We start from the raw sequence: 25,064 nt of genomic DNA on the forward strand, positions 1-25,064 counted from the left end.
AGTACATATGGTAGAAGACATGAATCAAGTAGAAGTGAAAGTATTTCAAGTTGGTGATCTCGTTAAGGGTCGGGTTACGAAAGTGGAAGAAAAACAAGTAATTGTTGATCTTGAGGGCAGTAAACTCGATGGAATCATTCCAATTAGTGAATTATCAAGCCTTCACGTGGAAAAAGCAAGTGATATCGTAGCGGAAGGGCAAGAGCTGACTCTTGAAGTAACGAAAGTTGAAGAGGAAGCCGTTATTCTTTCCAAACGTAAAGCAGAAGCTGGCGAAGCATGGAAAAGGCTTCAAGAATCATATGAACGTGGAGAAACCATTGAGACGGAAATTAAAGAAGTGGTCAAAGGCGGCTTGGTCGTTGATTTGGGTGTAAGAGGCTTTGTTCCTGCTTCTTTAGTGGAAGACCATTTTGTTGAAGATTTCTCTGATTATAAAGGAAAAACTCTTACCTTTAAAATAGTAGAGCTGGATATTGAAAAAAATCGTCTCATTCTTTCTCATCGTGCTGTGTTAGAAGAAGAAAAAAGCAAAATGAGAAAGCAAAGTTTGGAAAGTATCGAAGTTGGACAAGTTATGGAAGGTACAGTTCAACGCATTACTGATTTTGGGGCATTTGTTGATATTGGCGGTGTTGACGGTCTCGTTCACGTTTCCCAGCTCGCTTACGAGCATGTCGAAAAACCATCTGATGTAGTTGAAGTTGGACAAAAGGTAAAGGTTAAGGTACTTTCAGTAGATCGTGACAATGAACGGATTTCACTTTCTATTAAAGAAACACAACCAGGTCCTTGGGCAAATATCAGTGAAAAAGCACCTAAAGGATATGTTTTGACTGGAACTGTAAAAAGATTAGTTTCCTACGGAGCATTTGTTGAAGTATTCCCTGGTGTCGAAGGGCTCGTTCATATTTCACAAATTTCTCATAAACATGTTGCTACTCCTCATGAAGTTTTAAAAGAAGGGCAGACTATTCAAGTGAAAGTTCTTGATGTAAATGAACAAGATCAGCGCTTATCATTAAGCATTAAGGAACTTTTAGAAAAAGAAGATGAAGTTAAAGATTACGAGCTTCCTGAAGAATCTAAAGGATTTCAATTAGGTGAAATGATCGGAGATAAATTAAAAGATCTTAAATAATTGAACGTGGTGATAAGTTTGAGTCGGACACATCGTAAGCTCGAGCATATACAGTTAGCTTTATCTGCTGGGCAACTGAATCAATCTGGCATGGATGAAATTCAAATCATTCACCAATCACTTCCGGACTCATCATTGTCTAAAGTCTCACTTCATACAGGAATAGGCGAACTGAAACTTAGTTCGCCTATTTTTATAAATGCTATGACAGGTGGCGGCGGATTGGAAACGGAAAAGATAAATGCTGATTTAGCCATCGCAGCCAGAGAAATGGACTTAGCCATTGCTGTCGGTTCACAAATGTCAGCTATTAAAAATAAGGAAGAAAGAAATACCTATGAAATTGTGAGAAAGCATCATCCGAACGGAATTATTTTTGCCAACCTTGGCAGTGAAGCAACAATGGAACAGGCAAAAATGGCGGTTGATATGATTGAAGCCAACGCCCTGCAAATTCATCTCAATGTTATTCAGGAATTGACGATGCCAGAAGGAGACCGGTGCTTTGAAGGAGCACTCGAGCGAATTCGAAGAATTTCTGAGGAATTGCATGTCCCTGTAATCGTGAAGGAAGTCGGTTTTGGAATGGGATTTGAAACCGTTCAAAAGTTAAAATCAACTAACATTATTGCGGTTGATATCGGAGGATATGGAGGCACCAATTTCGCAAAAATTGAAAATGAAAGAAGAAGTGAAGAATTTTCATTTTTTAATCATTGGGGAATCCCTACCAGTGTATCACTTGTCGAAGCATGTGAAGCGGCTGATCAGGTACACGTTCTTGCATCAGGAGGTATTCATTCAAGCATCGATATCGTGAAATCGTTAATTATTGGGGCTTCAGCAGTCGGAATGGCGGGTTCTATATTAAAAATTCTTAACGAAAAGGGTATCGAAGCTTTAATTTCACAAATAAGGACATTCCATCAGGATATTGCTTTTATGATGACTGCTCTTGGTTGTCATACAATCGATGAACTTCAGAATATACCGATTCTCTTTACAGGATTTACATACCATTGGTTAAATGAAAGGGGTATTAATACCTCAGCTTACAGCCAGCGCAGGCGATTATAGCATAAAGTCGTAATCTTTAGGTGTTATCTAAGGATTACGGCTTATTAATTGTTTAGCAAGGAAATTAAAAAATTCCCTGCTTGTGGATAATTATTCTATAATATGTATGTACATTTTGTTACGGTGTAATGAAAATTGGGCAACAAGAAACAAAATCTGGAGTCATAAAACAAATTTAAAAGGGTGATTAAGGATACCCGCTGAAATAGTTTTTTCCCGCCCGATTTTTTGATTGCTCCCCAAATATAGTGGGGGCGGCCCAATTATCGAGCTCCAAAAAACAAAAAAGACGATCAAAAACCTTGATTTGTACTCAAAAATATTAATTTCGCTCCAAAAATCCTCTTCATCACAATCCAGAACCACAAAAAAGAGTTCAGCCCTCAATGAGCTGACCTCTTTGTACATTACATCTACCTTTTTATCGGCAAGTGTATTTCTTGATACAGCCTTATTATTAAACAGACCCATGTTCATGTCTATTTTCTTTTCTTGCCTCTTCTGCATTATCCAGTCTGGTTGCCCCTTTATAATGAAGCGCCTGATCTCTGTCACTCTCAACTATTTTTTGTTCCTTTAGTTTTTGTTCTTGTCTGTCACGTCCCATTTGAATCACCCCTAATCAGCAGTCTTACCGATAATATCTCCTAATATTCTTTCTCTATTCACGGATAAACTACATAAGAATGTCCATAATGGAAATAATAGGGGGGAGAACTAAATTGAATGGCTGGTTTTTTTATTGCTGTTTATGGTCCTGTTGGATAGTACTTACCTTTATCGTTCCAAAGAGTTTACCATATCGATTCTATATCGGCTGCTTTATTTTAATGAGCATTATTTTGTCCATATACAAAGTGCCCATCTTCCATTGGAGTGTTAACCTGACGATCCTTATCTGGATGATAGGCTGTATGGTAAGCTTTGCTGCCCTTCCTTTTTCGAAAAGGCTGTATCAGATATGTGTTTCGTTTATCGTGATGCTTGTTTATGTAGTTTTCTTACTTTTTGAACTATATGACCCTATCTGGGTAATCGTGGATAGAAGATGGCTGCTATCTTTTATTATTGGAACGATAGCTATCCTTATGAATGTAAAACTGCTGGATCGGATTGCTGCCACGATCATCGGGCTAGGGATGGGAGAATTTCTTTTTGCTTATGTATTATTTACAACGGGTATTAAATGGGATATCACAACCCCTCACTTTTTGGATCTCTGCTCAAGCATAGGAATTCTTATTTTATTATGGAGCGGCTTTGAATTCGTCATATATTACTTAAAAAAAATCTATACACCTCCATCACAAATTGAAAAGGAGAAACATAAGCCAGGATGAATGAATATTTGTACCCCGTATTATACGGTATAGCAACAGGAATTATAGCGAGACTCTATATGCTAAGGACGGATTACCGGCAATACCCTACATACCTGCACGGGAAAATCATACATATCGCATTGGGTGTAATTGCTTCCGGTTTAGGGACAATAGCAATCCCTGCCTTACTGGAGGAAGAATATACAGCTATCACGTTTTTAACAGTAGCAGCCTCTCAATTTCGTGAAGTGAGGAATATGGAAAGAAATACGCTTACTGAACTTGATACATATGAGTTAGTTCCAAGGGGAAAAACATATATCGAAGGCATTGCTGTAGCCTTTGAAAGCAGAAACTACCTAGTTATTTTAGCCTCAATGCTTTCAACCCTAATTTACGTTTTGTTTGGGTTATTTGCAGCTCTTGGAGTGACAGTTCTGCTTTTGATTGGCTGTAAAATCTGGATGGATGGCGGCAGATTGGGTGAGATTGTTGAAATAGAGTTTTCAGAGCCTCATTTCAAGGATGCTGGCCTTTATGTTGGAGATATCTATATTATGAACATTGGAATCCCTGAAAAACAAGAGCTTATTTTAAAATATGGAATGGGATTTATTTTAACTCCGAAAGATTTTAATGCGATGACAACCATTGCTAATATTGGCCAAAGGCAGGCCATTCTTCATGATGTATCAACAGCCTTAGGTGTATTCAGTGATACTGGTGAACCTTCGTTAGTGCCTTTGGCGAAAAGGAATTTAGACGATGGAAGGCTTGGAGTATTTGTTCTGCCCCAGATAAAAAATATAGAAGAAGCCATTAAAATTATTGAAGTAGTACCAATTCTAGAAAATGCAATAAGAATGCCCACCAAAAGACATGTTGAAGAAGAAGAAAGGCGTACCAATTTATGACGATTGAAAAATTTATTTTAGCAGCGATTACCACGAATCCGAAAAAGGCACCTAGCGGAGTTGCCGTATTTCATTGTGATAATAAAGACGAATTATTAACCGTTGCGAGAAATTTAGAAGCGATCTTAGATGGAATTGCCCACTCGTTAACAGAGGAGTTATATATAGTAGTAAGACACTAATAGTCAAAGTTTTCTTGATAAGGTTCAATGGCCATAACTGTTCCAGAGAACAATAGAAATCATTGAAAAGGGATAAGGAGGCAAATATCGGGTAAGGGAGCGGCTGAAATGTCCTTTGTAATAGGTTTTAGAAACACAACTGCACAGTTGATTTCACAATTAAAGATGCAGAGCGCAATCTTTTTTGTTAAAATACTGTAGTTAGGACTGACCAGCAGACCTTAAAAGCAGGTTTGCACGCCTGAGGTCAGTCCTTTTACATAACTATGGCCGGAGTAAAAAGTTTACATATATTTTGAGAGAGGTGATAGGAATGGTTAAGCCTGTCGTTGCAATAGTGGGCCGTCCAAATGTCGGAAAGTCTACTATTTTTAACCGTATTGTGGGAGAAAGAATCTCTATTGTAGAAGATATTCCCGGTGTTACAAGGGATCGGATTTACAGTACAGGGGATTGGCTCAATTATGAGTTTAATGTGATAGATACAGGTGGTATAGAAATAGGAGATGAACCTTTTCTTGAACAAATCCGCGGACAAGCGGAGATCGCTATTGATGAAGCAGATGTGATTATATTTCTTACAAACGGACGGGAAGGTGTTACAGCAGCAGATGAACAGGTAGCTAAAATGCTTTATCGCTCCAAAAAACCCGTAGTTTTAGCTGTCAATAAGGTTGATAATCCGGAGATGAGAAGTCAAGTCTATGATTTTTATTCCCTTGGCTTCGGTGAACCTTTTCCGATTTCTGGAACACATGGGCTGGGGTTAGGAGATCTCCTTGATGAAGTCGTGAAACATTTCCCTAGACACGATGAGGAAGATTATGAAGACGATGTAATTAAATTTAGCTTAATTGGCCGTCCAAATGTTGGGAAATCTTCATTAGTCAACGCCATTCTTGGAGAAGAACGTGTTATTGTCAGTGATGTTGCAGGAACGACTCGGGACGCCATCGATACATTTTATACAGTTGACGGACAAGACTATGTCATTATTGATACAGCAGGAATGCGAAAAAAAGGGAAAGTATACGAAAGTGTTGAAAAGTATAGTGTACTGCGTGCATTACGTGCGATTGAGCGTTCCGATGTGGTATTGGTTGTAATGGATGGAGAGGAAGGAATTATTGAACAGGACAAAAGGATAGCCGGATATGCTCACGAAGCAGGTAAAGCAGTCGTAATTGTCGTAAACAAATGGGATGCAGTCGAAAAAGATGAAAAAACGATGAAAAAGTTTGAAGAAAAGATTCGTGATCACTTTTTATTTTTAGACTATGCACCGATCGTCTTTTTGTCAGCTAAGACGAAACAAAGATTGCATACGCTTTTCCCGATGATTCAGCTTGCAAGTGAAAATCATTCAATGAGAGTGGAAACGAGCGTGTTAAATGATGTGATTATGGATGCGGTCGCTATGAATCCGACTCCAACACATCAAGGGAAACGCTTAAAAATATTTTATACCACGCAAGTCTCTGTCAAACCGCCAACTTTTGTTGTTTTTGTCAATGACCCAGAGCTCTTGCATTTTTCGTATGAAAGATTTTTAGAAAATAGAATTCGTGAAGCATTTGGCTTTATCGGAACTCCAATTAAAATTTTTGCTAGACAGAGGAGTTAATTTTCCTGAGGTGATCAAATGAAAAAAACAAGTGTCACTGTTCTTGGAGCAGGAAGCTGGGGAACCGCCTTATCTATGGTCTTAGGGGATAATGGTCATGATGTCCGCCTTTGGGGTCATAAAAAAGAACAAATTGACAGTATAAATAAAACAAGAATGAATGAAAAGTATTTGCCTAATGTGGTGCTCCCTGAAACCGTCCAAGGCTACGCTTCTTTACCTGAAGCATTAAAAGATGTAAAAAATATTGTTTTAGCGGTGCCTACTAAAGCCGTAAGAGAAGTTTTATACGAAATTCAGGAATGTCTGAATGAACCGGTTCTTATAATCCATGTAAGTAAAGGAATTGAACCAGATACACTGAAAAGAATATCAGAAATGATTAAAGAGGAAATGGATCCACGATTGCTAGATAATGTAGTAGTACTTTCTGGCCCGAGTCATGCTGAAGAAGTCAGCCTAAGGCATCCTACTACAGTTACAGTGGCCTCAGAATCATTAGAGGCTGCTGAGAGTGCCCAGGATTTATTTATGAATCAAAACTTTCGAGTTTACACAAATACTGATGTAATCGGCGTAGAATTAGGCGGTGCTCTAAAAAATATTATTGCTTTAGCCGCCGGGATCTCAGATGGACTAGGTTATGGCGATAATGCCAAAGCAGCCCTTATTACAAGAGGGCTTGCCGAAATTGTTCGTTTAGGGATTAAAATGGGTGCCAATCCTCTAACCTTTTCAGGTTTAACCGGGATAGGGGACTTAATTGTTACATGTACAAGTGTCCATTCCAGGAATTGGAGAGCGGGGAATATGCTCGGAAAAGGTAAAGATTTAGAGGAAGTCTTATCAAGTATGGGGATGGTAGTAGAAGGAGTAAGAACGACAAAAGCTGCCTATCAGCTCGCACAGCATTACGAGGTGGATATGCCGATAACTACTGCTTTATACCGTGTCCTATTTGAAAATATTAACCCTAAAGATGCAGTTGATGCCTTAATGGCAAGAATGAAAACGCATGAAATGGAAGAAACAGTCAACATCCTAGATGGACGCCTTGAAGAACAGTAATATCAATCGTTTACAATTGATGCACAACCGTTTTATTATATTTGCAAAAACTGTATTCAGATGTATGGAATCGCTGATCAAATTAGGGAACTGAAGCTGAAAGGGCACGCTATGCCTTTTCGGCTTTTTGCTGCTGCTCAAAAACCGGTATAATTGTACCTGAAATTTCGATATTAAATTTACTTTATTAATAATCCCTATGTTATAATTTCTGATGGACAACGTTTAGGAGTGGAAGATATGTCAGCAGCATTAATGAAAATGTGGTTTTCGTTTGGCTCGATGGGTCTTATGTTTCTTGCCATTATATCCATTTATTTAAGCAGATTTAAATTAAAAGGGATCTTTAAATGGGTTACAGCTATTATTGCGTATCTTTTTATGATTGTAGCTGGATTAATCATGATTTTTGTTGTATTTAGCGGGCCAACCCCGTCTTAAAGGAGGCTAATCATGATTAGAGTTATCAGTAAACTAATGGGAATAATCGTTCTCGCGAGTTTTCTCTCCGGCTGTCTCTATCCTGACAGTGAACGGAGTCAAAACCAAATTCCATATATAGATCAGCTTGAGTCTGTTCAGAATGCAATTGATCAGTTTCAGGCTGATCAGGGCGGACTTCTTCCTATAAAAACAAAAGAAGGGGATACCCCTATTTATCAAAAGTACTTAGTCGACTTTGGTAAATTGGTCCCTAAATATATGCCTGAACCTCCAGGCAATTCTTTTGAAAATGGGGGGGTCTATCAATATGTGTTAGTGAATGTGGAAAAAGATCCGACCGTAAAGGTTTTTGACCTGCGTATTTCTGAACAGATTAATGAAATAGCACTAAAAATCAGGGTAAATGGATATCCTCCCTATAAAGAAGCTTTAGCTTATAATGTGTATTCACTCGATTTCAGTAAAATTGGATACAGAGAGGCTCCCACCGTCAAAAGTCCTTATACAGGCATTGAATTACCGTTTGTAATCAATGGTCAGGGAGAACTATTTGTTGACTATCGAACCGATTTGTACAAAGCTTTAAAGGAACATTCACATCATCTCAATCCAGGTGAGGATATCAGGTCGATTTTACTAGACAGTTCTGTTTTCGTTCCTGCCTACTCCTTGCCCTATACGATTGATGCAAATTCAGACGAACCTATCTTTATGACTGAAGAATAGTCATAAAGATAGGTTTTTTTATTTTGGCGTTCATACAGAATTGCCCCGGTTCAAAACCAAGTTCTGCGAGGTCAATCCAATCTGTCAACTAGTGGTCTTATCCAAAAAGAAAGATTTCATTGCTCTTCATGTCATAAGCTAGCTATTTATAAATATATTGTAAGAGAGGTCCTTTTACTTCTTATGCATTCGACCGGTAAGATAAAACGGTTTCTATAAATGTTTACAAAAGGAGGAATTTTTCATTAAAAATAGTCATAAACATTTCGGACAACATCATAAACATATATTGTCCAAAAGAATCATACTCGGAACATCCCAGCAAAAAATGGTCGGGAGGGGATCACTTGGAAAAGGTAGATATTTTTAAAGATATTGCTGAACGTACAGGAGGCGATATTTACTTAGGAGTCGTCGGTGCAGTTCGAACTGGGAAGTCAACATTTATAAAGAAATTTATGGAACTGGTTGTTTTGCCTAACATCGGAAATGAGTCAGATCGGGCTAGAGCACAAGACGAGCTTCCACAAAGTGCAGCTGGAAGAACAATCATGACAACAGAGCCCAAATTCGTGCCTAATCAAGCAGTTACAGTACATGTTGATGAAGGATTAGAAGTAAATGTAAGACTCGTCGATTGCGTTGGCTATACGGTGCCTGGTGCAAAGGGCTATGAGGATGAAAATGGACCGCGTATGATTAACACACCGTGGTACGAAGAACCCATCCCGTTCCATGAGGCTGCAGAAATTGGAACGAGAAAGGTTATTCAAGAACATTCAACCATTGGCGTAGTGATCACGACAGACGGATCGATTGGAGAAATTCCGCGCTCGGACTATGTGGAAGCAGAAGAAAGGGTTATTGAGGAATTAAAAGAAGTTGGCAAGCCTTTCATTATGGTTATCAACTCTGTGCGCCCTCACCACCCAGAAACTGAGCAGCTTCGGAATCAATTATGTGAAAAATATGATATTCCAGTTGTTGCAATGAGTGTGGAAAGTATGCGTGAAGGGGATGTTTTAAACGTCCTCAAGGAAGCACTTTACGAATTCCCGGTTCTAGAAGTAAATGTGAATTTACCGAGCTGGGTTATGGTATTAAAAGATGAGCATTGGCTAAGAGAAAGCTATCAGGAAGCGGTTAAGGAAACTGTAAAGGACATTAAACGGCTTCGCGATGTTGACCGCGTCGTTCATCAGTTTGCCGAATACGAATATATCGAAAGAGCTGGACTCGCTGGGATTGAAATGGGTCAAGGGGTAGCAGAAATTGACCTTTATGCTCCAGACGATTTGTACGATGAGATCTTAAAAGAAATCGTAGGAGTTGAAATCAGAGGAAGAGATCACCTTTTAGAGCTTATGCAAGACTTTGCTCACGCAAAACGTGAGTATGACCAGGTTGCTGAAGCGCTGAAGATGGTGAAGCAAACAGGCTATGGCATCGCCGCACCAACCCTATCCGATATGAGCTTGGATGAACCTGAAATTATCAGACAGGGTTCACGGTTTGGTGTACGGCTAAAAGCGGTTGCCCCATCTATCCATATGATTAAGGTTGATGTAGAATCTGAATTCGCTCCAATCATTGGGACTGAAAAGCAAAGCGAAGAGCTGGTCCGATATCTGATGCAGGACTTTGAGGATGATCCGCTATCCATCTGGAATTCAGACATTTTTGGCCGCTCTTTAAGCAATATTGTAAGAGAAGGTATTCAGGCAAAGCTTTCCTTAATGCCAGAAAATGCACGCTATAAATTAAAAGAGACCTTAGAACGCATTATCAACGAAGGTTCAGGCGGATTAATTGCGATTATCTTATAACTGATAAGACTCCAGTACGGGGTCTTTTTTTCTTTTTTCTTCGTATTTTTCTGCAATTTTTCCCCAAAAGTACTATTTATATGTAATAGAAAAGAAAAGATTCCCATTATTTCAAGAAATAATCTTGCTAAGATGAAGTGATTGTGATAATCTTTTAACAGAATTAACCGCGTAAACCTATGGTATTCCGCGGTTTCTTCGGAGGTACATGTATATATTCTGGTAATTTTGTCAGTAATGTATATAACAGTATTTATTTTTCCGAAGATAGTCTCCAAATTTTGGGAGGAGGTGAATGGCATGAACAAAACAGACTTAATTAGTGCTGTCGCTGAAGCAAGTGAGCTTTCTAAAAAGGATGCAACTAAGGCAGTTGACGCTGTCTTCGATTCAATCTTAGGAGCTTTACAAAACGGTGAAAAAGTACAATTAATTGGATTTGGAAACTTTGAAGTTCGTGAGCGTGCTGCACGTAAAGGGCGCAATCCACAAACTGGTGATGAAATCGAAATCGCAGCGAGCAAAGTTCCTGCATTCAAGCCTGGAAAAGCTCTTAAGGATGCTGTGAAGTAATTACATATTCATTAACAGGCTAATGGGGACTGATTTGATCAGTCCCCATTTAATTTTTATAAAAACTCTTACATATGTGAGTCAGTTATGCTTTGATAGAAATAGGAAGTAAACAATAGGGCAAAATAAGAAAGCCGGTTTAAGCTGAAGGGTTCTTCTTTGCTCTATTTTTAGACCATGTGCTAGTATGGGTATGAAATAAACAGATAGATAACAATCGATTCTGCCTCTAGGAGGAGAACTTATGAATGAAATAAATCTTAATCAAATTGAACAAGCAGTCAGATTAATTTTAGAAGCTATCGGTGAGGACCCAAATCGTGAAGGTCTGCTAGATACCCCTAAACGGGTAGCGAAAATGTATAAAGAAGTGTTTAGCGGCCTTAATGAGGATCCTAAAAGCTATTTCGACACAATTTTCTCAGAGGATCACGAAGAACTTGTTTTGGTAAAAGATATTCCATTTTATTCAATGTGTGAACATCATCTTGTTCCGTTTTTTGGCCACGCCCATGTTGCCTATATACCTAAAGGCGGGAAGGTAACGGGCTTAAGTAAGCTGGCAAGAGCAGTAGAAGCTGTTGCAAAAAGACCGCAATTACAAGAACGATTAACTTCAACAATAGCCGACGCCATTTTTGAAAAGTTAGAGCCATTTGGGGTTATGGTGGTTGTAGAAGGAGAACATATGTGTATGTCGATGAGGGGCGTAAAAAAGCCTGGATCTAAAACGGTCACTACTGCAGCTAGAGGTGTTTTTGCAGAAGATCAGAAAAAAAGAGCAGAAGTTTTAACTCTAATTAAATAAGGCTGTAAGACGATAAGAAACAATCAAAGAAATTTTTAGCGGAAAAGAGTGAAAATATTTTGCAAAAAAATCCGGTTTCTGATTATGTCATTATAAAAGCTGAACAAGATGGTGTCCAAGTAATTGGATTAACAAGAGGAACAGATACAAGATTTCATCACTCCGAAAAATTAGATGAGGGCGAAGTAATGATTGCTCAATTTACAGAACATACTTCTGCAATCAAGGTGAGAGGCAAAGCGAGAATTTTCTCTGCTTACGGAGAAGTAGAAGCTGGAAAGTAAAGTGATGAATTGGTAAGAGTCAACTTTTTAATATATTTATGTTATAATGTAGTCTGTTTTAAGGCAGAAAAATGTGGTTGGAATGAAGGGTGATGGCATGAATGTAATACATCGATTAACAGCAGATATAAAAGAACAATTTTTTGAAAAAACGAACGACTCGTTTGTCCAATCGATTATCAATCACCCTACTTTTAACGAAGAGGCTGCATACATATTAACCGCTTGTTTAGTTTCAAAAGGTTTTTCTGAAGAGGAAACCCAGTATAAAATTTTAGCTGCTTTACTGATACAGACAGCACTTGAAACACATGATCGGGTAGGAAATGACGATGAATTACAGCCACTCATAAATAAACAGCTAACTGTTCTCGCTGGCGATTTTTACTCAGGGCTATATTATAAAATCCTTGCAGACCAAAATGATATTGGATTTATCCGTACGATTGCGAAGGGCACACAAGAAGTAAATGAAAATAAAATTCGATTCATCCAAATGGATTACAATAATATTGATGAATTTATTGATATAATTAGGAATATAGAAACTTCCATTGCCCAAAAGGTTTGTGATTTTGTCCACGCTGCTCAATGGAAGACATTAATCAGCAATTTACTCTTATTTATTAGACTTCTTACAGAAAAAAGAAACTGGGTCCAATTACAAATGTCCACGATATTTGATAGCTTTCGTAAATTTCTTTTTACTATGGAATCTATTGAATCGGCACAAGATGAGGATCGATTTGTAATAAATGCCTATGACCTTATGCTTACAAATGTACAGAAATTAGTGGAATCCGGTATAAAACAAATCCCGAATCTAGATAAGGATGTAGTAAATAAAGTGAAATCCATCCTTTTTTTGCATGAGGGAGTAACGATTTCGTTTGCGGAAGAAGGGTAGCTATGACTGCATCTAAAGAAGAACGTGTGCATAGAGTATTTGAGAAAATTTCAAATCAGTATGACCGGATGAATTCAGTCATCAGTTTTCAGCAGCACATTCGCTGGAGAAAAGATACAATGAATAGGCTGCATGTGTTTACTGGGGCAAAAGCACTTGATGTGTGTTGCGGTACTGGGGATTGGACTGTATCTTTAGCAAAAGCTGCTGGGCCAACAGGTAAAGTGATTGGACTAGACTTTAGCCAAAATATGCTTAAAGTTGGCCAGGAAAAAGTCAGATCATTCTCTAATATAGAGCTAATTCATGGGAATGCAATGGAATTGCCTTTTCCAGATGGACAATTTGATTTTGTTACGATTGGGTTTGGGTTAAGAAATGTCCCAGATTATATGCAAGTTTTAACTGAAATGAATCGAGTTTTAAAACCTGGGGGAAAGGTTGCATGTCTGGAAACATCCCAACCGACTATGATCGGATTTAAACAGCTATATTATTTCTATTTTCGGTTTATAATGCCTTTATTTGGGAAACTCTTTGCCAAAAGCTACAAAGAATATTCCTGGCTGCAAGAGTCTGCCCGCGAATTTCCTGGAATGAAGGAATTGAAAAGTATGTTCGAGGCGGCTGGCTTTGAAAACGTATTTTATAAGCCATATAGTGGTGGAGTTGCAGCTGTTCATATTGGGCAAAAACCGAAGGATTAGACCAAAATGGGTGAAAAAATATGAAATTAATGCCTGTCTACTCATTTCTGCAGGGGGATTTATCAAAAATTGAAAAAGCTTTAGAAGAAGCGGTGCAGTCTCGTTCTTCATTAATAGAGGAATCTTCACTTCATCTACTTCAAGCAGGGGGAAAAAGGATCCGCCCTGTTTTTGTGTTACTATCCGGACACTTCGGAAAGTTTAACAGTGATATGATGAAAAATGCTGCGGTGGCACTGGAAATGATACATATGGCTTCTCTTGTTCACGATGATGTGATAGATGAAGCGAATGTTAGGCGGGGAAGTCCTACAATTAAGGCTAAATGGGATAATCGTGTGGCTATGTATGTTGGCGATTATATGTTTGCGCGCTCTCTGGATATCTATACCCTTTTTGAAAATCCGTTAGCGCATAAGATCCTTGCAAACACAATGGTTGAGCTGGTTGTCGGAGAGATTAAACAAATTGAGGATAAATATAGATTTGATCAGCATCTTAGAGACTACTTCAGAAGAATTAAACGGAAAACAGCGCTTCTAATTGCAGCAAGCTGTCAAATAGGGGCAATTATAGCGAATGTTGATCAGGAAATCCATCGAAAGCTCTATCGATTTGGATATTATGTGGGGATGGCTTACCAAATAACGGATGATATTTTAGACTTTACCGGTACAGAAGAACAGCTGGGTAAACCGGCTGGAGGAGATTTGCTTCAAGGAAATATTACCTTACCTGTACTGTTGGCTATTAAAGATAAAGATTTCCGTTCTAAACTTGAAAAGGTCCATGAAGGCATGGATAAGTCCGAACTTAACGATATCATTTCTCATATTCATAACACTGGCTCGATTGAAAAGTCATGGGAAATTAGCAACCAATACTTACAAAAAGCATTAAAAGTACTTGAAGAACTTCCAAAAAACAAGGCAAACAAAGCATTGAGAAATATTGCACTTTATATCGGAAAACGGGATCATTAAGCCAAATCCCTGATAAGTCGTCAGAATGCGTACATATTAAATCTTTTTGAAGGCGTTGCCATTATAAAAAAATAATGGTAGTATTTTGAAGGAAAAACAAACTATACATAGCAAAGTAGGAGTGGACAAACTAATGGAAAAGACATTTTTAATGGTAAAACCTGATGGAGTACAAAGAAATTTAATCGGGGAAATTGTTGCTCGTTTTGAGAAAAAAGGGTTTCAATTAGTTGGAGCCAAATTAATGAACATCCCTAGAGAATTAGCAGAAACTCACTATGGCGAACATAAAGAGCGCCCATTCTTTGGTGAATTAGTTGATTTCATTACTTCTGGTCCGGTATTTGCAATGGTATGGCAAGGAGAAAATGTAATTGCTACTGCACGACAAATGATGGGGTCAACCAATCCAAAAGATGCTGCGCCAGGTACAGTTCGCGGTGATTATGGTGTTACTGTCGGCAAAAATATTATTCATGGATCTGACTCTCCTGAAAGTGCGGAAAGAGAAATTTCTATTTTCTTTAAACCAGAGGAGTTAGTTGACTATACAAAAGTGAATAATGAATGGATCTATTAAGAGTCATGAGATGCTGCATCCATAGGGTGTAGCTTTTTTCTATTGCTACTGGTTTCAAGATTAGGTTGCAGGGGAGATCAAATCAATGAGCAGTGATTATGAACAATTTATTCAATCTTTTTATCATCTATCAGGTATTGACCTTTCACAATACAAAGAAGCGCAAATGAAAAGAAGACTTACCTCATTTTACGAAAGAAAGGGCTTTGACAGCTTTTTAGGATTATACGAAGAAGTTAAAAAGGATCCGATCTTGTTAGAAGAGCTGTTAGATAAAATGACGATTAATGTATCTGAATTTTATCGGAATGGAGCACGGTGGGATATATTGAAGCAACGAATTTTGCCTGATCTCCTTCAAGCAAACCACTCTTTAAAAGTGTGGAGTGCGGCCTGTTCAACGGGGGAAGAACCATATACCCTCGCTATGATATTAAGAGAATTTCTCCCCCTTCTTCAATTTAGGATCTTAGCAACTGACATAGATGAAAATGCAATCTTTAAAGCGAAAGCAGGAAAATATCATGAGCGCTCTATCCAGGAGCTGCCCGTTGCCTATAAAGATAAATGGCTGATCCAACACGATCAATGGTATGAAGTTAGGGATGAATTGAAAAAAAGAATTGAATATAAAAAACACAACTTACTTAATGACCCGTTTCCGCAGGAACTAGATTTAATAGTATGCCGTAATGTTTTAATTTATTTTACAGAAGAAGCAAAATATAAACTGTACAAGAAATTTGCGGATTCCCTAAAAAAAGGCGGTATTTTGTTTGTAGGCAGCACCGAGCAAATATTCAGACCAGATGAATTTCATTTAAAAGTGATATCGCCATTTTTTTATCAAAAATTGTAACAAATTCAGAAGACCGCGCAAAAGGGTCTTTTTTTATACCCTAGTGAACGGATTAATATTTTCTTTATATTTTTCTAACAATTCGAACTTAACATATGGTATAGTGGAACATAATCCTTTAATGAGTTGAAGGGAGAAAGAGTCATGAGATATTTAACAGCAGGCGAATCGCACGGTCCAAAATTAACAGCGATTATCGAAGGATTACCGGCAGGTTTGTCTTTAACAGCCGAAGATGTTAACCAAGAATTAGCCAGAAGACAAAAAGGGTATGGCCGTGGCAGGAGGATGCAAATTGAAAAGGATCAGGTTGAGATTTCTTCTGGTATTCGTCACGGATACACATTAGGATCACCTGTTACATTAACAGTAGAAAATAATGATTGGAAGCATTGGACCAAAATTATGGGGATTGAACCACTATCGGAAAAAGACGAAAGTGAAGTTAAGCGGAAAATTACACGCCCCCGTCCAGGTCATGCAGACCTAAATGGCGGTATTAAATATGGTCATCGTGATTTACGGAATGTGCTTGAGCGATCATCTGCACGTGAAACGACAGTGCGTGTCGCAGTTGGGGCAGTTGCTAAAAAACTATTAAAAGAACTTGGGATTGACATTGTGGGACATGTTAAGGAAATTGCAGGGATTAAAGCGGATGTTCCAGAGGGGCTAAGCGTTTCTAAGCTAAAAGAGATAACAGAGGATTCTCCAGTTCGTTGTTATGACCCAGAAGCCTCCAGAAAAATGATGGAAGCGATCGATGACGCCAAAAAAAATGGCGACTCTATCGGCGGGGTAGTTGAAGTCATAGTAGAGGGGATGCCAGCTGGAATTGGCAGTTATGTGCATTATGACCGAAAGCTTGATGCGAAGCTAGCAGGTGCTGTCATGAGCATTAATGCTTTTAAAGGTGTTGAATTTGGCTTAGGCTTTGAAATGGCAAAAATTCCTGGGAGCCAAGTCCACGATGAAATTATATGGAATGAAACCGAAGGCTATAAAAGAAGAACAAATCGTTTAGGCGGTTTCGAAGGCGGGATGACGACGGGAATGCCGATTGTTGTAAAAGGCGTGATGAAGCCTATCCCAACCTTATATAAGCCGCTGCAAAGCGTAGATATAGAAACTAAGGAACCTTTTAGTGCGAGCATCGAGCGTTCTGACAGCTGTGCTGTACCGGCTGCTGCTGTAGTTATGGAGCATGTCGTTGCCTGGGAATTGGCATCTAGTTTGTTAGAACACTTTTCTAGTGATCAAATGAAATATTTACAAGAGAGCGTAAAAGAATACCGAGAGTATACGAGGAACTTCTAATGAGGAAAGTGAGAGTTCAGACGGATACCTTTCAATACGACATTTGGATTGGAACGAATCTTACTGACACGATTGTCGAAGATATGGCATCTAAATTCGCAGATGTGACCAAGATTATGGTGATATGTGATCAAACAATTGCAAGCCTTTATCTCGATCCATTTGTAGCCAGCTTAAAGAAATGGAAGGAACCGATTTGCAAAACGGTACCAAATGGTGAAGAGGCCAAATCGCTTGCGGTTTACCAGGATTGTATGGAAACAGCAATCAAAGGGGAGCTGGATCGCCATTCATTAATTGTCGCATTCGGGGGCGGAGCAGTAGGGGATTTAGCAGGATTTGTAGCGGCTACCTTTATGCGGGGAATACCTTATGTTCAAGTTCCTACCACTCTTCTTGCACATGATAGTGCTGTTGGCGGGAAAACGGCAGTTAACCATCCTTTAGGCAAAAATATGATCGGAGCTTTCCACCAGCCGAAAGCCGTTTATTATGACCTTCAGTACTTGCACACATTACCAAAACGTGAAAGATTATCAGGATTTGCGGAGCTTATAAAGCACGGTCTGATTGGGAATCGTGAATTGTTAAATCAATTAATAAGCCGTATAAATGAAGTAGATTTTGATGATCTTTTATTTTGGGAACAGGTTCTGGAACAAGGAATCAAGGTCAAGGTCAAGATCGTAGAACAGGATACAAAAGAGCAAAATATTCGAGCCTTTTTGAATTTCGGACATACATTAGGTCATGCAATAGAGAATTTATCCCATTACTCGATCTCTCATGGTGAATGTGTATTAATTGGAATGCATTTTGCTCTCCTAATCAGCGAAATGAAGAACTCGCTCTCGGTTTCAAGAGCAGCTTTGACAGAGTGGTTTTGCAGACTGGGTTATAGCATAGAAGTACCTGACTATATGTCGATTGAACAGATCATGGAACAAATGCGAAGAGATAAAAAGACAATCGGCGGAGCGATTCAATACGTTCTATTGAAAGACATTGAACTGCCGTATGCGGCAAAACTCCAAGATGAAGAACTCGTTTTCTATTTAAAAGAATTCGGAGTATCATAGTATTATGTTAAAAAGTTTTGCTTAAGTCAAAGGAGAGGGACTTAGATGAAGTGGATTAAACAATTGGATCAGTTAAAAGCTTATCAGCCTGGTAAAACGATTGATGAAGTGAAGAAGGAATTTGGGCTAGATACGATTTTTAAATTGGCTTCAAATGAAAACCCATATGGACATTCTGAAAAAGTCGACGAGCTTTTTCAAAATACAAAATTTCAACATATGCTGTATCCGGATGGTGCAGCTACAGAATTAAGAGAGGCAGTGGCCGAACATTTTGGAATTGAACCGGGAAATTTAATATTTGGGAACGGATCTGATGAAATCATTCAAATTATTTCCAATTCATTAATTGAACCAGGGATCAATACGGTAATGCCTGTTCCTAGTTTTTCACAATATAAACATAACTGTTTTTTACAAGGCGGCGAGTCGAGAGAGATTCCGCTTATTAATGGTGAACATGATTTAAATGGAATGCTAGAGGCGATTGACGAAAACACAAGTATCGTATGGATTTGTAACCCAAACAATCCATCTGGACGCTATATTCCTAAAGATGAATTATTTGAATTTATAGCAAAAGTGCCATCTCACGTTTTAGTAGTGGTTGACCAGGCTTATCATGAATATGTCACTGCTTCTGATTATCCAGATTCATTATCGTTATTTAATGCTTTTGATAATGTGATACTGCTTAGAACCTTCTCTAAAATCTACGGATTAGCTGGTTTTCGAGTAGGTTTTGGTATCGCAAGCAAAGAAATCATTGCAAAAATGGAGCCTGTGAGAGAACCGTTTAATGTCAATGCAATCGGACAATTAGCGGCAAAAGCAGCTCTAGCTGATCAGGAATTTGTAGAGGAATGCAAAGAAAAAAATGATAAAGAAAAAAATCGATATTATGAGTTTTGTGAGGAAAATGGTCTTTCCTATTATCCGACAGAAGGGAATTTTATCTTAATTAATGTGAATGAAGATAGTCAATCTGCCTTTGACTATTTCTTGCAAAATGGAGTTATTACACGTTCCGGTGCAGCACTCGGCTTTCCGGGCTGGCTTCGGATTACAATCGGAAAGCGTGAAGAAAATGATAAAGTATTTGAGCTTTTAAAAGAGAGAATGAAAAAATAAGAACGAATTTCCGGGGGGAAGATCATGAATGGGAACGTCCTCATCATAGGGTTAGGCTTAATTGGAGGTTCCGTTGCACTGGCCATAAAAAAAGAACATCCAGACTCCATAATTTACGGATATGATCTTAATCCCGATTCGATAAAACTTGCACACATGCTACAAGTGATTGATGACGGACTAGAAGATGAGCAGCAACTACAACGGGTTGCCGAAAATGCGGATTTGATTATTTTGGCCACACCTGTTCAGCAATCTGAACAATGGCTCGACATAATCGCATCCTGGCAGCTTAAACAAGATGCTATTGTTACAGATGTAGGCAGCACCAAACAAAAGATTATGGAAAAAGCGAGACTTTTAAACAATCACAATATCACTTTTATCGGCGGGCATCCAATGGCAGGTTCACATAAAAGCGGGGTTCAGGCTGCTAAGGCTCTTCTCTTTGAAAATGCCTTTTACCTGCTGACACCTTTTGACGGTGAACACGAAGATCAAGTCGAAAAGCTGAGACATTGGCTTAAGGGAACCCGGGCTAAATTTCTTGTTTTATCGGCAAAAGAACACGATGAATTAACAGGAGTAGTATCTCACCTTCCTCATATTGTCGCTGCTTCTCTTGTTCGTCAGGCTCTAAACAGTAAAAGTAATCAGGATTTATTGCAACGGTTGGCGGCAGGCGGATTTAGAGACATTACCAGGATTGCTTCAAGTAATCCCCATATGTGGCGGGATATTTTAATTCATAATAAACAAGTTCTTTTAGACATGTTACATCAATGGAATGAAGAAATGACGATGGTAACGAAAATGATTGAAGCAGAAGCGGAAGAGGAAATTCTCCAATATTTCCAAACAGCAAAAGATTATCGTGATAATCTTCCTACAAAGGCGAAAGGTGCGATTCCTGCCTTTTATGATTTATATGTTGACCTGCCAGATTATCCGGGGGTAATTTCTGAAATTACAGGTCTGCTGGCAAAAGAATCGATTAACATTATCAATATTCAAATCCTAGAAACAAGAGAAGACTTGTTTGGGGTTCTTGTAATATCCTTCCAAACCTATGAGGACCGCATCAAAGCGAAAGCATGCATAAACCAAAACACAAGCTATGAAACTTTCATTCCAGCTTGATAAGAAAAGGAGTTGACTAAAATGGCGACTCAAACTCTTCATTTTAAAAACCGGACAATAAAAGGTGTAATCGAAGTTCCTGGCGATAAGTCGATTTCACATCGTTCGATAATGTTTGGCGCGATTGCGAATGGAAAAACGCGAGTTCGGAACTTCTTAAGAGGACAAGATTGTTTAAGTACGTGGGATTGTTTTCAAAAACTAGGGGTTTCTATAACTGATCAGAATCAATACCTACTAATTGAAGGAAAAGGATTAGATGGATTAAAAGAACCGACTCATATTTTAGATGTCGGAAATTCAGGAACAACCTCCCGTCTGCTTTTAGGTATTTTAGCAGGACGCCCTTTTCATTCTGTCTTAATCGGTGATGAATCCATTGCCAAAAGACCGATGTCTAGAGTTACAGCGCCGCTTAGATTAATGGGGGCAAAGATTGATGGCAGAATGAACGGTGAATACACTCCGATTAGTATTAGAGGCGGAGAATTATCCTCCATTCAGTATCAAATCCCTGTTGCCAGTGCTCAAGTCAAGTCAAGCCTACTCTTTGCGGCGATGCAAGCAAGCGGAGTGACGGAGTTGGTAGAAAAAGGTGATACAAGAGATCATACGGAAAGAATGATCCAATATTTTGGCGGGAAGCTCGACAAAAATGGCCTGACGATCCGTATTGAAGGTTCAGCAGAGCTAGAGGGAAGAGACCTGGTTGTTCCAGGAGACATATCTTCAGCTGCCTTCTTTATCGCGGCGGCGATACTATCTCCAAATAGTGAATTATTAATTAAGAATGTGGGACTAAACGAAACTCGTACGGGAATGATTACCGTTCTCGAAAAAATGGGAGCAAATATCGAAATTATTCCTCATTCCACCGATAGCTTTGAACCTTACGGGGATATCTTAGTGAGAAGCTCCAAGCTTCAGGGTGTTGAAATTGGCGGAGATGTGATCCCTAAATTAATTGATGAAATACCGATAATAGCGCTGCTGGCGACCCAGGCAGAGGGCAGAACGACCATTAAGAATGCAGAAGAACTAAAGGTAAAGGAAACAAACAGGATTGACACGGTGGCCAATGAATTAAATAAGCTCGGCTGTCAGATTACTCCAACGAATGACGGCTTATTAATTGATGGTGTATCGAAATTAAGCGGAGGAATTGTTAATAGCCACGGCGATCATAGAATCGGAATGATGCTTGCTATTGCTTCTTTAATCTCTGAAAAATCCGTTCATGTTCAAGGTACCGATGCGATTGATGTTTCATTCCCTAATTTTTTTCAGCAGTTAACATCTATCATGCATTAAAAGAAAAAGGAAGCTCACCTTGCGAGTTTCCTTTTTCTTTTTCTCTATCAGAACTATTCATATATTAGCTTCTTTCCTCATAGCTTGTCTTAAAAGATAAGATGAGGTGAAAAAAATGGCGTATATTTTAAAGGGTGTTCATTGTGAAAAAGAAGGGAATGTTAATCAGCTGAGCTTTTTTATACAAAACAATAAAATTGTATCCATCCGTCGTCACTTTCGTTACACCAATTGTTATTATGTGGATTTAAGTCAGTATTTAATCAGCCCTGCTCATGTAGTTGCCGATTTGTCATTTCCTAATTTAAATTTTAAAGATTTTAAGCAATATATGATCAATGAGTTTCTGCTTAAAGGGTGTACGACTCTATTAGTTCCTTTTAGGGTAGAATATGAATTCAAATGGAAGGAACAGCTGCAAAAAATAAGAAAACAGTTAGTAGGGAGTCCAATTGATTATGTATTATCTGTAAGAATTCCGGCTCGATTAGTCACTCCCTCGATCATAAGGAAATGCAAAAGAGAAAAAATAAGCAGTATTTTTGTAGAAATTACTGACGAGACTGACCTTTATAGAATCGAATGGGGATGGATGAGAGATGCGATGTTTCCTTATCCCGTAACCCTGATTCCGCATGTACTCATTGAAGATAAGAAAAGAAAAATCGAAAAAATAGAAAAATGGACAAGTATACTAAGTCAAGTAGGGATCCCATTTTTAGAAAAACCGATTCCTTCCTTCACACCGATTTCCAAAGAAGAGTTAATTAAACTTGGAATTTATCCGCAAAAAGGATTTTTGCAGGTTGGTGGAGAAGTAAGTTACAATCTGTATTACTTGCCAAAATCTGAAGATAAGACTAGCATTCTATATGACAGTCGAAAACTTTGTATAACAGTAGATAAAGGAAAGGTTATTCGGGCAGGGGAAGACGTCTCGTACCTTTCAGGTGCAGGGAATGAGATTCCGATTTATGTCCCGCAATTTTTCCAAATCACTTCATAAGGGAAAGGGTTTTACTAGTGTCAATCTCAGAACAATGTTTGATTACCTATGAAAATGGGGACTTTGATAAAGCTAATCAGTTATATCAACAAATATTAAAGACAGGTATGCCAGAGGACCAACTTCAGTTGGCAGATGGACTGCAGCATCTCGGTTTTTTAGAAGAAGCACTTTCGTTATTTGAAGCACTTCATATACAATTTCCTGACGAGGGTGAAATAAAGCTTGCCCTTGCGGAAACTTTACAGGATTTAGGGCGTGAGGATGAAGCCTTAATCTACACATCTTCAATTGAGGCAGATGATCCTGTATATCCCCAGGCATTATTAATGGAAGCTGATTTTTATCAGGCCCAAGGGCTGTTTGAAGTAAGTGAAGAAAAGCTCATGCGGGCTAAAAAAATCCTTCCTGATGAGCCTGTTATCGATTTCGCTTTAGGTGAACTTTATGCGGCTGAAGGAAAGTGGCTAGAAGCGATTGAATGTTATGAACGCGTTGAAACTAATCCAAATAAAGATGACTTAGAAATCAATAAGCCACTTGCCTTAGCCTTAACATCAGCTGGCAAATTTGAAGAAGCCCTTGACTTTTATGAAAAAGCTTTAGATGAAAAATTAGACTCAGATACATTATTCGGTTACGGTTTTGCAGCTGAGAAAGCGGGTTATAATCAAACAGCTATTGAAAAGTGGACCGAACTTAAAGAATTAGATCCAGATTATTTTTCCGTTCATCTTTTGCTGGCTAGAGTTTATGAAAAAGAAGAAATGTTAAACGAAAGTTTGCTTGCTGTAAAAGAAGGGATTGAAAAAGATCCGTTTCATAAAGAATTATTTTATTACGCAGGTAAACTATCCTTAAAGCTGGGTTATGAAGAAGAGGCCGAAAGCTATTTCAGGGAAGCGTTAGCAATTGATCCTTCTTACCTCGATGCATTGCAAACCTTTGTTAAGCTTCTGATTCACCTGGAAAGGTATGAGGAAGCGGTAAATATGATCACTGCCTATCAGGGTGAGGGTGAGGAGCATCCAGAATTGACGTGGGACCTTAGCTTTTGCCTCCACCATCTTGAACGATATGAGGATGCATTAACTGAATACCAGCGTGCATATACTTACTTTAAGAATAAGAAAGAGTTCCTATTAGACTATGGAGAGTTCCTAATGGAATACGGTTTACGGAACGATGCTTCGAAGATTTTTTCAGATGCTCTAGCCATTGACCCTACTGATATAGAGGTAAGAGACATACTTGAGCGATTAAGCGAAGAGTAATGGAAATGGTATAGTGAGAGGAGGACAAAATCATGTCAACCCCTGTTTCTGTCCATGAAAAAAAAGACTTTATCCGTTGGTTTTTAAACAATTACCAGCTCAAAAGAAGAGAGTGTGTTTGGATACTTAATTATTTGATGAGTCATGACCAGCTGATGGCAAAGGTTCACTTTGTTGACCAGGCTCAGTACTGTCCGCGCGGACTAATCATGTCTACTCATTGTGTCGAGGAACCTCCATTCAAGTTTTACAAAGGCAATGTAATGACAACAGACGCAGAAAAATCATTTCATGATATCCGCTTAAATCGGGATGAAGACATTTATATCCAATTAAATTTTAGGCAGTCACGCCATTCTTATCAGTTTGTGGCTGTGCTTGAGGAAAATCCTTATGTTCCAAAGCATCTGCAGGAAAATGAAAAAGACAGGATTATTGCAGAAAAACTTCTTGAAAATAGTCTAAAAACATTTCAAAAAGAACGGCTGTTAAAAGAGATAGATAACGCACTGGATCAGCAAGATCGTGAGCGGTTTATAAAGCTGACAAAAGAATTAAATCGGATTATGAACGGATAATTTCGAGAATAAAGGTACATCGTTATACATAACGGTGTATTTTTTTGGTTATTGGGAATGATCGGGTTTCTAAAGGACTCGTTCATAACCAAGATAGCGTCCTTGAAACAGTTTCTAAAGGACTTGTAAGCCGGTAATAAATTAAAGAATGTCCTTGAGCCGGCATCTAAAGGACTCTTCAACCTCTTCATAACCAAGGACTC

27 protein-coding genes are annotated in these 25,064 nt (G+C 38.6%); 26 read left to right on the forward strand and 1 reads right to left on the reverse strand.

The genetic code is table 11. The features are described 5' to 3' along the window. The first annotated feature begins 7 nt into the window (after positions 1-7). Both rpsA and fni read left to right on the forward strand, forming a co-directional pair. A complete protein-coding gene (gene rpsA / locus CRO56_RS05055; protein ID WP_097157525.1) occupies positions 8-1,141 on the forward strand; it encodes a 30S ribosomal protein S1 in 1,134 nt (377 codons plus the stop codon). 18 nt (positions 1,142-1,159) lie between these two features. Then, positions 1,160-2,218 (forward strand): type 2 isopentenyl-diphosphate Delta-isomerase, encoded by a 1,059-nt coding sequence (fni, locus tag CRO56_RS05060; RefSeq protein ID WP_097157526.1) that lies wholly within the window; start codon positions 1,160-1,162, stop codon positions 2,216-2,218. A 457-nt stretch (positions 2,219-2,675) separates the two neighbouring features. Here the strand turns inward: fni and CRO56_RS05070 are convergent, their stop codons facing one another. Then, positions 2,676-2,825: a YpzI family protein gene (locus tag CRO56_RS05070; RefSeq protein WP_097157528.1), complete on the reverse strand. Its 150-nt coding sequence runs from the start codon at positions 2,823-2,825 to the stop codon at positions 2,676-2,678. A gap of 88 nt (positions 2,826-2,913) precedes the next feature. Between CRO56_RS05070 and CRO56_RS05075 the strand changes: the two genes are divergently transcribed. From CRO56_RS05075 to CRO56_RS05190, 24 genes are all read left to right on the forward strand, one after another. After that, positions 2,914-3,558, forward strand: a complete 645-nt coding sequence (locus CRO56_RS05075) for a YphA family membrane protein (RefSeq protein WP_425427172.1) — start codon at positions 2,914-2,916, stop codon at positions 3,556-3,558. Continuing rightward, positions 3,555-4,454: a YIEGIA family protein gene (locus CRO56_RS05080; RefSeq protein WP_097157530.1), complete on the forward strand. Its 900-nt coding sequence runs from the start codon at positions 3,555-3,557 to the stop codon at positions 4,452-4,454. The genes CRO56_RS05075 and CRO56_RS05080 overlap by 4 nt, the downstream gene beginning before the upstream one ends. Beyond that, positions 4,451-4,636 (forward strand): capping complex subunit for YIEGIA, encoded by a 186-nt coding sequence (locus tag CRO56_RS05085; RefSeq protein ID WP_097157531.1) that lies wholly within the window; start codon positions 4,451-4,453, stop codon positions 4,634-4,636. The genes CRO56_RS05080 and CRO56_RS05085 overlap by 4 nt, the downstream gene beginning before the upstream one ends. A gap of 313 nt (positions 4,637-4,949) precedes the next feature. After that, positions 4,950-6,260: a ribosome biogenesis GTPase Der gene (gene der, locus CRO56_RS05090; protein WP_097157532.1), complete on the forward strand. Its 1,311-nt coding sequence runs from the start codon at positions 4,950-4,952 to the stop codon at positions 6,258-6,260. An 18-nt stretch (positions 6,261-6,278) separates the two neighbouring features. Next, positions 6,279-7,328 carry an NAD(P)H-dependent glycerol-3-phosphate dehydrogenase gene (locus CRO56_RS05095; RefSeq protein WP_097157533.1) on the forward strand — a complete coding sequence of 350 codons (1,050 nt, stop codon included), beginning with the start codon at positions 6,279-6,281 and terminating at the stop codon, positions 7,326-7,328. A 240-nt stretch (positions 7,329-7,568) separates the two neighbouring features. Beyond that, positions 7,569-7,769 carry a DUF2768 domain-containing protein gene (locus CRO56_RS05100; protein ID WP_097157534.1) on the forward strand — a complete coding sequence of 67 codons (201 nt, stop codon included), beginning with the start codon at positions 7,569-7,571 and terminating at the stop codon, positions 7,767-7,769. 12 nt (positions 7,770-7,781) lie between these two features. Continuing rightward, positions 7,782-8,498, forward strand: coding sequence for a hypothetical protein (locus CRO56_RS05105; protein ID WP_097157535.1), 717 nt, complete (start codon positions 7,782-7,784; stop codon positions 8,496-8,498). 347 nt (positions 8,499-8,845) lie between these two features. Beyond that, entirely contained in the window at positions 8,846-10,324 is a 1,479-nt protein-coding gene (gene spoIVA, locus CRO56_RS05110; protein ID WP_097157536.1) for a stage IV sporulation protein A, read from the forward strand. Between the two features lie 300 nt (positions 10,325-10,624). Continuing rightward, the gene (locus CRO56_RS05115; RefSeq protein WP_179714177.1) at positions 10,625-10,897 is read left to right on the forward strand and encodes an HU family DNA-binding protein; all 273 of its coding nucleotides are present in this window, start codon (positions 10,625-10,627) and stop codon (positions 10,895-10,897) included. 244 nt (positions 10,898-11,141) lie between these two features. Beyond that, the gene (folE, locus tag CRO56_RS05120; protein ID WP_097157538.1) at positions 11,142-11,705 is read left to right on the forward strand and encodes a GTP cyclohydrolase I FolE; all 564 of its coding nucleotides are present in this window, start codon (positions 11,142-11,144) and stop codon (positions 11,703-11,705) included. Positions 11,706-11,764: 59 nt separating this feature from the next. Continuing rightward, positions 11,765-11,989, forward strand: coding sequence for a trp RNA-binding attenuation protein MtrB (mtrB, locus tag CRO56_RS05125; protein WP_179714178.1), 225 nt, complete (start codon positions 11,765-11,767; stop codon positions 11,987-11,989). 97 nt (positions 11,990-12,086) lie between these two features. Next, positions 12,087-12,896, forward strand: a complete 810-nt coding sequence (locus tag CRO56_RS05130; RefSeq protein WP_179714179.1) for a heptaprenyl diphosphate synthase component 1 — start codon at positions 12,087-12,089, stop codon at positions 12,894-12,896. A gap of 2 nt (positions 12,897-12,898) precedes the next feature. After that, entirely contained in the window at positions 12,899-13,603 is a 705-nt protein-coding gene (locus CRO56_RS05135; protein ID WP_097157541.1) for a demethylmenaquinone methyltransferase, read from the forward strand. Between the two features lie 20 nt (positions 13,604-13,623). Next, on the forward strand, positions 13,624-14,586 hold the full coding sequence (gene hepT, locus CRO56_RS05140) for a heptaprenyl diphosphate synthase component II (RefSeq protein ID WP_097157542.1): 963 nt from the start codon (positions 13,624-13,626) through the stop codon (positions 14,584-14,586). Between the two features lie 133 nt (positions 14,587-14,719). Next, a complete protein-coding gene (gene ndk, locus CRO56_RS05145) occupies positions 14,720-15,166 on the forward strand; it encodes a nucleoside-diphosphate kinase (RefSeq protein WP_097157543.1) in 447 nt (148 codons plus the stop codon). An 85-nt stretch (positions 15,167-15,251) separates the two neighbouring features. After that, the gene (locus tag CRO56_RS05150) at positions 15,252-16,025 is read left to right on the forward strand and encodes a CheR family methyltransferase (protein ID WP_097157544.1); all 774 of its coding nucleotides are present in this window, start codon (positions 15,252-15,254) and stop codon (positions 16,023-16,025) included. A 144-nt stretch (positions 16,026-16,169) separates the two neighbouring features. Next, positions 16,170-17,342, forward strand: coding sequence for a chorismate synthase (gene aroC, locus CRO56_RS05155; protein ID WP_097157545.1), 1,173 nt, complete (start codon positions 16,170-16,172; stop codon positions 17,340-17,342). Then, positions 17,342-18,421 carry a 3-dehydroquinate synthase gene (gene aroB / locus CRO56_RS05160; RefSeq protein WP_097157546.1) on the forward strand — a complete coding sequence of 360 codons (1,080 nt, stop codon included), beginning with the start codon at positions 17,342-17,344 and terminating at the stop codon, positions 18,419-18,421. The genes aroC and aroB overlap by 1 nt, the downstream gene beginning before the upstream one ends. 45 nt (positions 18,422-18,466) lie before the next feature. Continuing rightward, complete coding sequence (hisC, locus tag CRO56_RS05165) at positions 18,467-19,552, forward strand: histidinol-phosphate transaminase (protein WP_097157547.1); 1,086 nt, start codon at positions 18,467-18,469, stop codon at positions 19,550-19,552. Between the two features lie 24 nt (positions 19,553-19,576). Next, positions 19,577-20,692 carry a prephenate dehydrogenase gene (locus tag CRO56_RS05170; RefSeq protein ID WP_097157548.1) on the forward strand — a complete coding sequence of 372 codons (1,116 nt, stop codon included), beginning with the start codon at positions 19,577-19,579 and terminating at the stop codon, positions 20,690-20,692. A gap of 21 nt (positions 20,693-20,713) precedes the next feature. Then, positions 20,714-22,003 carry a 3-phosphoshikimate 1-carboxyvinyltransferase gene (gene aroA / locus CRO56_RS05175; RefSeq protein WP_097157549.1) on the forward strand — a complete coding sequence of 430 codons (1,290 nt, stop codon included), beginning with the start codon at positions 20,714-20,716 and terminating at the stop codon, positions 22,001-22,003. Positions 22,004-22,118: 115 nt separating this feature from the next. Then, the gene (locus CRO56_RS05180; protein ID WP_097157550.1) at positions 22,119-23,009 is read left to right on the forward strand and encodes a hypothetical protein; all 891 of its coding nucleotides are present in this window, start codon (positions 22,119-22,121) and stop codon (positions 23,007-23,009) included. A gap of 17 nt (positions 23,010-23,026) precedes the next feature. Next, positions 23,027-24,283 carry a tetratricopeptide repeat protein gene (locus CRO56_RS05185; protein ID WP_245855596.1) on the forward strand — a complete coding sequence of 419 codons (1,257 nt, stop codon included), beginning with the start codon at positions 23,027-23,029 and terminating at the stop codon, positions 24,281-24,283. A gap of 32 nt (positions 24,284-24,315) precedes the next feature. Beyond that, positions 24,316-24,861: a ReoY family proteolytic degradation factor gene (locus tag CRO56_RS05190; protein ID WP_097157551.1), complete on the forward strand. Its 546-nt coding sequence runs from the start codon at positions 24,316-24,318 to the stop codon at positions 24,859-24,861. Positions 24,862-25,064: the final 203 nt, after the last annotated feature.

The sequence above is a fragment of the Bacillus oleivorans genome (assembly GCF_900207585.1).
Taxonomy (GTDB): Bacteria; Bacillota; Bacilli; order Bacillales; family JC228; genus Bacillus_BF; species Bacillus_BF oleivorans.